At 41.7% G+C, this 13182-nt stretch carries 7 protein-coding genes; all 7 read left to right on the top strand.

Annotation, left to right across the window (positions count from 1 at the left end):
* Positions 1 to 18: 18 nt before the first annotated feature.
* Complete coding sequence (locus OCK74_RS11820; protein WP_279297248.1) at positions 19 to 1710, top strand: RagB/SusD family nutrient uptake outer membrane protein; 1692 nt, start codon at positions 19 to 21, stop codon at positions 1708 to 1710.
* Between the two features lie 47 nt (positions 1711 to 1757).
* A complete protein-coding gene (locus OCK74_RS11825) occupies positions 1758 to 2621 on the top strand; it encodes a hypothetical protein (protein WP_279297249.1) in 864 nt (287 codons plus the stop codon).
* A gap of 305 nt (positions 2622 to 2926) precedes the next feature.
* A complete protein-coding gene (locus OCK74_RS11830; RefSeq protein WP_279297250.1) occupies positions 2927 to 5167 on the top strand; it encodes a glycoside hydrolase family 3 N-terminal domain-containing protein in 2241 nt (746 codons plus the stop codon).
* Positions 5168 to 5207: 40 nt separating this feature from the next.
* Positions 5208 to 6659 (top strand): glycoside hydrolase family 30 protein, encoded by a 1452-nt coding sequence (locus tag OCK74_RS11835; RefSeq protein WP_279297251.1) that lies wholly within the window; start codon positions 5208 to 5210, stop codon positions 6657 to 6659.
* Between the two features lie 19 nt (positions 6660 to 6678).
* The gene (locus OCK74_RS11840; protein ID WP_279297252.1) at positions 6679 to 8151 is read left to right on the top strand and encodes a glycoside hydrolase family 30 protein; all 1473 of its coding nucleotides are present in this window, start codon (positions 6679 to 6681) and stop codon (positions 8149 to 8151) included.
* A gap of 10 nt (positions 8152 to 8161) precedes the next feature.
* On the top strand, positions 8162 to 11224 hold the full coding sequence (locus tag OCK74_RS11845) for a glycosyl hydrolase family 28-related protein (protein ID WP_279297253.1): 3063 nt from the start codon (positions 8162 to 8164) through the stop codon (positions 11222 to 11224).
* 28 nt (positions 11225 to 11252) lie between these two features.
* Positions 11253 to 13076 carry a cellulase family glycosylhydrolase gene (locus OCK74_RS11850; RefSeq protein ID WP_279297254.1) on the top strand — a complete coding sequence of 608 codons (1824 nt, stop codon included), beginning with the start codon at positions 11253 to 11255 and terminating at the stop codon, positions 13074 to 13076.
* Positions 13077 to 13182: the final 106 nt, after the last annotated feature.

Here is a 13182-nt window from a genome sequence, read left to right on the forward strand (position 1 = left end):
ATTTTAAGATAACACAAAATGAAAAAATATTATTATATCATCATTATAGTGTTGGCTACATTCTCTTTCGTCTCTTGTAAAAAGGACTTCCTGGATGTAAAAAACATACCGGCTGACATGCCTATAGACATGATGTACAAAACATACGACTACGCGCAGGATGTTGTTTGGAGAGCGTATAGTTTTTTACCAGATGGATTTGCCTCGATGGATATGGAAGCAGCCACAGACGACGCGTACCATACCAATGTAAACAACCGTTCCCATACTTTCAATTATGGCGTGTGGAACCAATTCAATAATCCTGATGGAGGAGCCTGGTCTAATTGCTTCGACGGTATTTACCAGGCCAATCTCCACCTGAAACACAGAGGAGAAATTGATCTGTCCTATCTCTCCAATGGCATTGTCAATAACGACTCTACTAATTACAAAAAAGCAGTATTGAATGTGAAGTTCATGGAAGGGGAATGCTATTTTCTGAAAGCCTTCTTTTATTTTGAGTTGGTGAAACGTTACGGTGGCGTTCCTATCATCGACCAGGCAGTAGATTACAATAATCCTGATACATGGAAAAGCTTGCCAAGAAATTCAGTGAATGATTGTTTCAAGTATATCGTTTCTTTATGCGACAAGGCCGCAGTTATTATTCCGGATAGCGTGCGTACCAGCTTAACTTGGTATGAATCGGGCAGAGCCACTTATGGAGCGATCAAAGCGCTGAAAGCTAGGGCATTGTTATATGCCGCCAGTCCTTTGTTCAAAGAGGCCGGCTCCGCGTTTACCTGGGAAGACGCTGCTGCTGCTGCTAACGATGTGATAAAAATGAATGTTTATAGTCTTCCTACGGCTAATACATCTTACACCGATATATTTGGTGCTACGAATGCAGCGACTACTGAAGCAATTTTCTTCAGAAGGTTCGGAGATCAGAACGGGTTTGAGTTCAACAATTTCCCTATTATGTTTGAAAAAAGTAATGGAAACAGTATCACGCCCAGTCAGAATTTCGTAGATGAGTTTGAAGTGAAAAGCGGCAGTACGGCCGTGCCTTTTGATTGGAGCAATCCAACCCATGCAGCTAATCCATACAGCAACAGAGATCCCCGCCTGGCAGCTACTGTAGTGTACAACGGAGCCTCATTTAGTTCCAATACTATTCAAACATATGTCGGAGGCAATAGCGGCCAGCCTAAATTAAATGCTACTAAAACAGGCTATTATTTGTCAAAATACGTAAATCCAAGTGTTAGTCTGACCAATAATACCAAAACAAAACATCAATGGCTTTATTTCAGGTATGGAGGATTACTGTTGGATTACGCAGAAGCGATGTTTAATGCTTATGGCGCTAATAGCGATCCGAAAGGTTATGGTATGACGGCGTTGCAAGCACTCAATAAAGTAAGAACTCGTGCAGGTGTAGCTATGCCAGCTCTTACAAACTTATCACAGGAGGCTATTATGCATGAGCGTAGGGTAGAACTTGGATTTGAAGGTCATCGCTTGTGGGATGTCCGCAGGTGGAAAAAAGCCGCCACTTATTTCAAAGCTCCTTTGAACAGGATGGAGATCACTTTTGATGGAAGCAAGTTTACTTATGCTGTGAAGAAACTGGAAGATAGGGTGTACGAAGAAAAAATGAACTGGTATCCCATCCCTCAGAATGAAATTGTAAAAACAGGCTGGGCGCAAAATACTGGCTGGTGATAAAACGTAATACAAAGATTATCATAAACGCTACTAAAATTATGGTTATGAAGTCGTCAATAAAATCTAAAATAGTAAGAATAATATTCCCTTTGGCTCTGGGTGCGATAGGCTTGCTGGGGTGCCAGAAGGAATCAAATAACAGCTTTGAAGCATATGGTACTGTTGACAGCTTAAAAGCAACTTTTACAGTGACTCCGGTTCAGGGTAGCAATACAAAATTTGTTGTTACCAATACAACTGCCGGCAACTGCGCAGGAACCTATTGGAACCTGGATCAAGGAGGTGGATATGCAGGAGGAAAAGCGACAGATACTGTTTTTTTCCCATTGGCAGGGACCTATAATATCAGAATGCAGGCATTAGATAAGAGAGGACATTTATACAATGCTGGTCCAATAGCCGTAACAACTACAGTTAATGATCCACGATATATGTTGAAAGGTGGACAAATGAGGCCGGGCGATGACGCATACTGGAGTATATTTAACCAGGGTCCAAAGAATGGTATTTGGGCGTTGGCAGATGGTAAATTTACTGTCACCAACAATCCAAACAATACCGGTATTTACCAGGCAGTACAGTTGGTCGGAGGTAAGAAATACAATGTTTCTATAACTTATGAGGCTAATACATATAATAGCACCTGGGGTGAGATTTGGATTGGTAAGTTTCAGCCTGCTAATGGTTCTGATTATGGGGCGGATAAACCTTCCAGTGGTAATGGCAGCAGTTCGACACCTACTTTTGTAAGTTGGGCAAGCAGCACTACATCTTTTACCTCGGGCACTAAAACAAGCACGTTTACTCCGGCTACTTCAGGAACCTATTATTTTACAATAAAAGTAGGTACCGGAAGTTCTTTTAGTTCAGTTGCTATTTCGAATGTAAGTCTTTACAGCGATTACTAAGCAGTAGCTCGCAAAGCAGTCATAACACGTTGCCGTGTGTCTACACGGCAACTGTTTTACCATTTCCAAACCATACCTATTGAAATTGCCAATGCAGTTATTTGTGTAAGAGGGGATCTCCGGCTATTTCTTTAGTCTTTGTATGTTGATGATACACCCTTGAACAACGATTCAAAAATATTTCTTAATACGGAAATACGATTTGCTGTTATTGGATATGAAGAAAGAGAATGCAAGGCATTACTGCAACAGCAGGTCATCCGTATAAAGGTCATTCTAACTTTCACGTACTCTTACAATCTATCATGATGAAAAAAAATCTGCTAGCTGCTTGTCTGCTTTTTTTTGGTGCAAGTTCCATGTTTGCTCAAACAAGTCTGAAGGCTAATGTTTCTTTAGAACAAAAAGTAAACCGCCTGCTTGCCCAAATGACGCTGGAAGAAAAGGTTGGCCAGTTAAATCAATATACCAGCGACCGGTTGGCAACCGGTCCTATTGCCCCCAATAGTAATAAACTGAACGAAATTAAACAAGGTAAGGTGGGCTCCATGCTCAACGTACGTGGTGCAAAAGATACGCGTATGCTTCAGGAAGCAGCTTTACAATCCAGGCTGAAAATTCCTATGCTTTTTGGACTGGATGTGATCCACGGTTACCGCGTAACCTTTCCTATACCGCTGGCAGAAGCTGCCAGTTGGGACCTGGATGCTATTGAACTGTCAGCAAGGATCGCTGCGAAAGAAGCTGCAGCGGCAGGTATCCACTGGACATTTGCTCCTATGGTCGATATCGGCAGGGATCCGCGATGGGGAAGGGTAATGGAAGGTGCAGGAGAAGACACTTATCTAGGTTCTTTAATTGCCAAAGCAAGAGTTCATGGATTCCAGGGAAAAGGTTTAGGAGATACCAGCGCTGTGATGGCATGCGCCAAGCATTTTGCAGCCTATGGCGCTGCCCTGGCAGGACGCGATTATAATTCAGTTGACATGAGTGACCGAATGCTGTGGGAAGTGTATCTGCCACCCTTTAAAGCAGCTGTGGATGCAGGAGCAGCCACTTTTATGAACTCATTCAATGAACTGAATGGTATACCTGCTACCGGGAATAGTTTTTTACAAAGACATATCCTGAAAGGTAAATGGAAGTACAATGGTTTTGTAGTGAGTGATTGGAATTCAATAGGGGAAATGATCCCTCATGGCTTCGCAAAAGATAATTATGAAGCAGCACAGTATGCCATAACAGCGGGAAGTGATATGGATATGGAAAGCCGGAGTTATATCAATAACCTGGTAAAACTGGTTAAAGACAAAAAGGTGCCCGAATCTCTGATTGATGATGCGGTGAGAAGAATTCTGCGCAAGAAGTTTGAAATGGGATTATTTGATGATCCCTTCCGCTTTTGCAATGAAGAAAGGGAGAATGCTGTGTTGAATTCGGTTGAACACCACAAAGCAGCCCGTGACGTTTCCGCAAAGAGTATCGTTCTCTTAAAAAATGAGAATAACCTGTTGCCCTTATCAAAACAGGTAAAATCTGTAGCGCTCATTGGGCCCCTGGCAAAGTCGGAAGTGGATATGAAGGGTTTTTGGTCTGTTGAGTGGCAGCATGATCATTTGGTTTCTTTGTACGAAGGTGTTCAGTCTAAGTTAGGCGACCAGGTTCAACTGTTGTATGCAAAAGGATGTGAAATAAAGGATAGCGTTCAAACAGGATTTGCTGAAGCGGTTGCAACAGCACAAAAGGCAGATGTGGTGATTGTAGCAGTGGGAGAGGCCTTTAATATGAGCGGTGAGGCAAAAAGCCGTGCTAATATCGGCCTTCCGGGTGTGCAGGAAGAACTTATCAAAGCTTTGTACAATACTGGAAAGCCCATAGTGGTCTTAGTGATGGCAGGAAGGCCGTTAATTTTTAACTGGACGGCAGACCATGTTCCATCTATTCTATACACCTGGTGGTTGGGCAGTGAAGCTGGCCATGCGATGGCAGATGTTTTATTTGGTGATTACAATCCTTCTGGAAAATTGCCTATGACTTTTCCACGTTCGGAAGGCCAGATTCCCGTTTTCTATAATTATAAAAATACCGGCCGGCCATTGGTCAATGAGCGTGCTGGCAACTACCGTTCTGCCTACCTGGATATGCCGAACTCTCCCCGTTATGCTTTTGGTTATGGATTGAGCTATACCACTTTCTCATATAACGATTTGAAACTAAGCAAAAGCACCATCAAAGGCAACGAGATCATTGACGTAAGCTTTACACTGAGCAATACTGGAAAATATGCAGGGGCTGAAGTCGCACAACTATACCTTCATGACCAGGTGGCCAGTGTGACACGCCCTGTAAAGGAGTTGAAGGGTTTTGAAAAAGTATTCCTGCAGCCTGGTGAAAGTAAGGTCGTTCATTTCACTATTGACCGGGAGATGCTTTGTTTTTATAACCAGCAAATGAAATGGACGGCAGAGCCGGGAAGCTTCAAATTTATGATTGGAGGTGCTTCTGATAATATCAAGCTTGAAAGCAAATTTGAATTAACTCAATAAGAATAGATAAAAAGTGATTTGACATCCTAATAATGATATTATGAAAAACAAACTTCTTGGACTGCTACTTCTATTGACCAGTATGACTTCGGCTTGTGATAAAAAGGATGGAAAGCAGGATACTGTACCAGGCCCGGTTACACCACCAGTGCAAGTGCCTAAAAATGATGTTGATTTCTGGTTAACACAGTCAGATAGGATGGTGCTGTTTACAAAACAGCCGATCAATATGGCGTTTACCAGTTCTTATAATTCTTATTCAACAATAGAAGTGGACACAACGCAGACCTACCAATCTATGGATGGATTTGGATATACCTTAACGGGAGGCAGTGCGACTTTACTTAATTCTTTAACTCCAAACGTCAAGGATGAAATCCTAAGAGAATTGTTTGCTACGGATAGTACATATATTGGTGTTAGTTATTTACGCATCAGTATTGGCGCATCCGACTTAAGTGCAAGCTCTTTTACCTATGATGATGTTCCTGCCGGGCAAACGGATGTTTCTTTACAGCAGTTTAGCATTGATAAGGAGAAAGTGGACCTGATACCCATCTTAAAGAAGATCCTGGCTATTAATCCCAATATAAAGATTTTGGGCTCGCCCTGGTCAGCGCCCACCTGGATGAAGACAACGGGTGTATTTAAGGGTGGTAGTCTGAAACCTGAGTATTACCCGGTTTATGCCCAGTATTTCGTGAAGTATATACAGGCCATGAAGGCAGAAGGGATCACCATTGATGCCATGACCGTTCAAAATGAACCAATGCACGATGGAAATAATCCAAGTATGAAGATGCTGGACACTGAACAGGCTGATTTTGTGAAAAACCACCTGGGACCAGCCTTCCTGGCTGCGGATATTACGACCAAGATCATCATTTGGGATCACAATGCTGACAAGCCAGACTATCCCATCAACGTATTGAATGATGCGGCAGCAAGGCAGTATGTTGATGGATCTGCCTTTCACTTGTATGGAGGTAATGTTTCAGCCCTGACACAGGTTCATAACGCCTACCCGAATAAGAACATTTACTTTACAGAACAATGGACAGGAGGCCCTGGTAATTTTGGAGGGGATTTGAAATGGCACATACAAAACCTGATCATTGGAGCTACCCGCAACTGGAGCCGTAATGTATTGGAATGGAACCTGGCAGCGGACCCCAGTTACCTGCCTCATACCAGTGGTGGTTGTTCTACATGTATGGGCGCATTAACTATTGGTTCCAGTACTTATGTTTCCCGAAATGTTTCCTACTATATTATTGCTCATGCTTCCAAATTTGTAAGGCCAGGATCCACCAGGATAGGTTCTTCGCAGACATCAACTTTGTTGACGGTAGCTTTTAAAAATCCAGAAGGGAATAAAGTGCTCATCGTACTCAATAACGGAAGCAGCCAGGAAAAGTTCAACATTCAATTTAATGGCAAGATAGTTACGAGTAGTTTGAATAGTGGGGCTGTTGGAACATATGTTTGGTAATTATAAAAATTCAATCTATATGAAAAAGCTTATTCTTATATTTTCTTCCACTTTTTTCATGTGTGCCCTGCAGGCGCAGCAGAAAAGCAGCGGCAAGTTGCAAAGCATGAAATTCAAATCATTGGAAAATAAAAAGGTGACTGTTTATACCACTGCGCAATGTACCGAACAGCGCATTAGTCAGTCAGAATCACTGGAATTCAAAGATTTTGCCCAGCCGTTGGAAACCGATGTTTGTGTATTTGTTGATCCTACTAAAACTTTTCAGACTGTTGTTGGCATTGGAGGTGCCATAACAGATGCTGCAGCTGAAACATTTGCCAAGCTTCCTAAAGAAAGCCAACAGGAATTCCTGAAGGCTTATTACGATTTGAAAGATGGTATTGGATATACGTTAGGCAGGACCAATATCAACAGTTGTGATTTTTCCAGCGGGTCCTATACTTACGTTGCTGATGGTGACAAAGAATTAAAAACATTCAGTATTGCCCATGATCAGCAGTACCGCATTCCTATGATCAAACAAGCGATGGCTGCTGCCGGGGGCAGATTGAATTTGTTTGCGAGCCCCTGGAGCCCACCCGCCTGGATGAAGGATAATAACAACATGCTGCAGGGCGGCAAGTTACTCCCTCAATACCGGCAGACCTGGGCCAATTACTATGTACAATTTATCAAAGCATATGAAAAGGAAGGGGTGCCTGTATGGGGATTGAGTGTGCAAAATGAACCTATGGCAAAGCAAAGATGGGAGTCGTGCATCTTTACTGCTGAAGATGAAAGGGATTTTATCAAACAATACCTGGGACCTACTTTGCAAAAACAGGGAATGGGTGGTAAGAAACTAATAGCCTGGGATCACAACCGCGACCTGATGTATCAAAGAGCGCGTGTAGTATTGGATGATCCTGATGCGGCCAAATTTGTATGGGGAATAGGATTTCACTGGTATGAAACCTGGACTGGAGGTCCCATGCAATTCGAAAATGTGAAGAGGGTACACGAAACCTTCCCCGATAAAAACCTGATTTTTACTGAAGGTTGTATCGAGAAGTTTAGCCTGGAGAGGATCAATGACTGGGCATTGGGTGAGAAATATGGCCGTTCACTTGTCAATGATTTCAATAACGGAACAGTGGCCTGGTGTGACTGGAACATCCTGCTGGATGAAAAAGGCGGACCCAATCATGTAGGCAATTACTGCTTTGCTCCCATACATGCTGATACCAGGACCGGGAAGCTGATGTACACCAGTGAATATTATTATTTGGGTCATTTCTCCAAATTTGTTCGTCCGGGTGCAAAGAGAATCGTGAGTTTATCTAATAGGGATCAATTGCTGACTACAGCATTTATCAACCAGGATGGCAAAGTTGCCATTGTGGTGATGAATCCGACCGGAAATAAAATTTCCTACAAGTTATGCCTGGAAGGTAAAGGGGCAGAAGCTATAAGCCTTCCACATTCTATATCTACTATACTCATACAATAAAAGTTTGCAGGTGTATTATAAGAAAGTATTTCTCTTTTTATTCTTTTCTGTTCCGGTTACATGGGGCTTAGCTCAGGATTGGCATCTGGCAAGCTCGCACCAGGCAGTCAGAACAAGGATTGAGCCAACCAAATGCAAATCTTTTTATACGCAAAGGCCGGAAGATCCGGATGCTGTATACTTTACGCCTTCGGATTTTCCAGAAAGGGCGGATGGAAAAACTGATGTTTCCGATGCTTTGCAACAAGCGATCAATCTGGTAAAGACTAAATATAATTTTGGTATTCTTTTTATACCTGAAGGAAAGTATTTGATCAGTAAGACCATATTTATTCCACCTGCGGTAAGACTGATTGGCTATGGAACGAACAGGCCGGAGATCATCCTGCAAAAAAATGCACCGGGCTTTCAATTTCCTGATTCTGCTGATAAGGGAAAAGCAAAATACATGTTCTGGTTTACAGGTGGGATGTTTCAGGATGGTCAACCAGTTTGGGATGCCAATGCAGGAACATTTTACAGTGCTTTTTCCAATATCGATATAAAAATTGATAAGGGTAATTCCAATGCCGTTGCCTTGAGAACACATTTTGCGCAACATAGTTTTATTGCTCATGTAGATATTCACATTGGTGATGGTAAAGCAGGCATATTTGATGTAGGCAATGAGATAGAGGATGCACGTTTCTTCGGAGGTTCTTATGGGATATACACTACAAAACCATCACCAGGATGGCAGTTTATGATGGTGGATACTTATTTTGAAGGCCAGCGGAAGGCTGCCATCAAAACCCAGGAAGCTGGTTTAACCATTGTCCGGATGCAGGTAAAGAAAGTCCCAACAGTTATTGATGTGGACTCTAATTACCATGAGAAAATATTTATTGAAGAAGGTGTATTTGACGAGGTAAGCGGTCCTGCAATGATCATCAGCAATGAAGCCAATGCATTTACACAAGTAAACATACGTAATGTATTGTGTCGTCGTGTACCCGTGTTTTCTCAACTACGGCAAAGCAAACAAATGATTGCTGCACCGGGTAACATTTATAGAGTAAAGAACTATTCATATGGTTGGCAAATAGATGAATTAGGACAGGAGCCAGTTTGTAGAACAGATAAGGAGATGAGTGTTGAGCAAAATTTTAATACATCATTTGCCTGCAGTTTACCACAACTTCCTCCTATGCAGGCATGGGTAAATGTAAAGACATTGGGTGCAAAAGGAGATGGAATAACTGATGATACAAAAGTGCTACAGGATGCAATTGATCGTTATGCTACTATATATGTTCCGCAGGGTTGGTATAAAATAACAGGCACCCTTTATTTGAAGCCCAATACTGCACTGATTGGCCTTCATCCAATGGCTACTCAATTTCTTATTGATGATCATTCAGAAGCTTTTGGTGGGTTTGGTGGACCACAGCCTTTAGTGGTGGCGCCAAAAGGAGGGACCAATATATTAACAGGAATTGGACTCAATACTGGTGCGTACAATAACAGGGCAGTTGCCTGTAAATGGATGGCTGGCGAACATTCATATATGAATGATGTAAAGTTTGTGGGTGGGCATGGATCAATGGCTCGACCTGCATCTCAACCTTCTGGTAGCCAGGGACGCAATCGATCAGGGGGTGGCAATACTGCTTCTTCGCGTATTCTGCCAGGGATAGATGCTGCCTGGGACACGCAGTATTGGAGTTTATGGATCACGGATGGTGGGGGAGGAACTTTTAAAGATATTTGGACGGCTAATACGTTTTCTTCTTCAGGTCTTTATGTTTCCAATACGTCTACGCCTTCGAAAGTTTATGCCATGTCTGTTGAGCACCATGTCCGGAATGAAGTGCGTTTTAAAAATGTATCTAATTGGAAGATTTATGCGCTTCAGCTTGAAGAAGAAAGCAGGGAAAGTTCATTCGCACAGCCATTGGAAATAGAAGGTTGTGAACATCTTGTATTTGCCAACTTATACATGTTCAGGGTGATCCGGGTCAATACACCTTATCCTTATTCGATCAGGAGTTGGAATAATAAAAACATAGAATTGCTGAATGTGCATAACTATAGCCAAACAAAATATACCTCAACTTTGCCTTTATATGATATAAATGCAGACCAGGAAGTTCGGCCCTGGGAGTTTGCAAGATTGTTCATAAGTGGAAATGATACCAGGAAAAAAGTAGCCAACACAGAAAAGTATAAGATACAACAACTCGCTAAAGGTTTTGAATATGCAGATGGTATTTGCAGGGATAGTAAGGGAAATATTTATTTCAGTGAATCCCGGCAAAAAAGGATTTATAAGTGGAGTATTGAATCTCAATCCTTAAGCATGATTGCTGATTTCCCATGGGAGCCATTATCGTTAGGTTGTGATCGTAATGATCGTTTATTGGTTGTGTTTAAATATGTTCCAAGGCCTGGTTATTTACAAGATGGTAAACCTGAAGTCATTCCAACATTACCAGATACGAAAGGAACTTCGTTTAGTGGTTGGGGAAACTCCGGTTTTGGGGTTTGGGTATATTCAATTGATCCGGAAAATCCTGAAGCTTCAATTCAATTGCTGCCCAAAGTTCCGATGGCTTCAGTCCATAATTTATATAAATCTTTGTATCCATCCAATCGTTGGCGCGATTATCACGATTTTAATAAAGTAACAGTTAATAAACCCAAAGAAGCATTTTTGGCAATGGATGGAGTGACGATTATTCCTGAAGTCTATGATCTTGCCCGGTCCAATGCATTGATTGAAGCTTTTCCTGGTAAAACGGTTTATGCAACTGATGAATATGATAAGAGAACTGTACGCCTGCAGGTAAGCCGGGAAGGTTATTTGGACAGTCTTCAATACTTTGCTGAGCGAGGTGAATACAATAATGTTACAGATAGTGCAGGAAACCTCTACATAGCCGATGGGCAAATTTATATTTATGATGCTTCCGGAAAGCAAAAAGGCATGATAGAAGTACCCGAAAGGCCTGTAACTATTTGCCTTGCAGGTAAGGATGGCAGATCTTTATTTATTACTACCCGTTCTTCATTATACTGCTCAACTATTTATTAAAAAGGAATTTTTTACCAAACTGATGATTATGAAAATTAAGTTAAGACGAATAAGATCATACAACTTTTTTTGGTCGCTTAAAACAGCTTTCTTCATTTTAGCATGGACTGCATTTTTACTACCTGTGAAGGGACAGGGATTTTTGAAGGCAGATGGACAGCGAATCGTGAATGGGAAGGGTGAAAATGTATTGCTGAGAGGCATTGGATTAGGTGGATGGATGTTGCAGGAGGGTTACATGTTGCGGGTAAATGGTCAAGGCCAGCAGCATAAAATAAAAGCAAGGATAGAGGCCTTGATAGGGGCAAAGAAAACAGAGGAATTCTATGATGCCTGGCTTTCAAACCATACACGCAAGATTGATATTGACTCCATGAAGGCTTGGGGTTTCAACTCTGTGCGCCTACCTATGCACTATAACTTATACACTTTGCCTGTAGATCAGGAGCCGGTTAAAGGAGAAAACACCTGGCTGCAAAAAGGTTTTGCATTAACTGACAGTCTTTTGGCCTGGTGCAAAGCCAATCAAATGTATTTGATTCTTGATATGCATGCCGCACCTGGCGGACAGGGTAATGATTTAAATATATCTGACAGGGATCCGGATAAACCTTCTCTTTGGGAAAACAGGGAAAATCAGCAGAAGATGATCATGTTATGGAAAAAGCTGGCAGAGCGTTATGCCAATGAACCATGGATCGGAGGCTATGATATTATTAATGAACCCAATTGGGGTTTCCAGGATCTGGCTAATGATAAAAATGGACTGAAGGAACAGAAAAATGAGCCATTGAGAAGCCTTATGGTCGATATCACCAAAGCCATCCGTGAAGTGGATCAAAAGCATTTGATCATTATTGAAGGGAACGGCTGGGGCAATAATTACAATGGTATATTACCTGTATGGGATTCCAATATGGCATTAAGTTTTCACAAGTATTGGAATTACAATGATCCATCTTCTATCAAACATATCCTTAAATATAGGGAGCAATACAATGTCCCAGTATGGCTTGGAGAAACAGGAGAAAACTCCAATGTATGGTTCACAGATGCTGTGCGCTTGCTGGAGCAAAATAACATTGGTTGGGCGTGGTGGCCGCTTAAGAAAATAGGGGGGAATAATCCATTGGAAATTAGCTCAAATGCTAATTATCAACTGGTATTGAATTATTGGAGTGACCATGGACAAAAGCCTGGTGAAACTGAGGCCTATAAAGGTCTGCTTGAATTGGCCAATAATGCCAGATTAGAAAATACCATCTATCATAAAGATGTTGTAGACGCTTTGATCCGTCAACCGCACTCTGTTGCAACAAAGCCTTTCAATGCAAATGTAATTGCCATGAATAGCACATTGCATGCAGTGGATTATGATCTGGGAAGGAATGGATATGCATATTTTGACAAGGATACTGCAAATTATCGTACATCCGGGAAAAGTGGCGTAGGAAACAAAGGAGGAAAGTATAGAAATGATGGTGTGGATATCCGTAAAGATTCTTCAAGCAACGATGGATATTACATTAGCGATATGGAAGATGGTGAATGGTTACAATATACGCTTAATGTTGCCCGTAAAGGAAAATATACACTTCGCTTTAATGTATCTTCTGTAAATGATTCTGCTCAACTCTCATTTTCTTTTCATAACTCTAAAGTTGCCAGGAATATATCTGTGCCGAATACCAATGGAAACAACAATTGGAAAGCCATTGATATAAACAGAATTGAACTCCCTGCCGGCAAACAAGTATTAAGGCTCATGGTACGTAAGGGCGGATGTAATCTCAAAAGCATACAATTTATGAATGACCAGTCTAAAAGGACTGGCAGCCTTGTAAAAAATTAATAAACACAATTTTTTTAGTTTAGCTAGATAAATAACTTCCATATGTCACAACAAACGCGCTGGTCCCAATTTGGGGTGCTGATTTCGGTGTTCTTCTTCTGGGGCT

Origin of the sequence: Paraflavisolibacter caeni (assembly GCF_025628885.1) — a bacterium.
GTDB classification, from domain to species: domain Bacteria; phylum Bacteroidota; class Bacteroidia; order Chitinophagales; family Chitinophagaceae; genus Flavisolibacter; species Flavisolibacter caeni.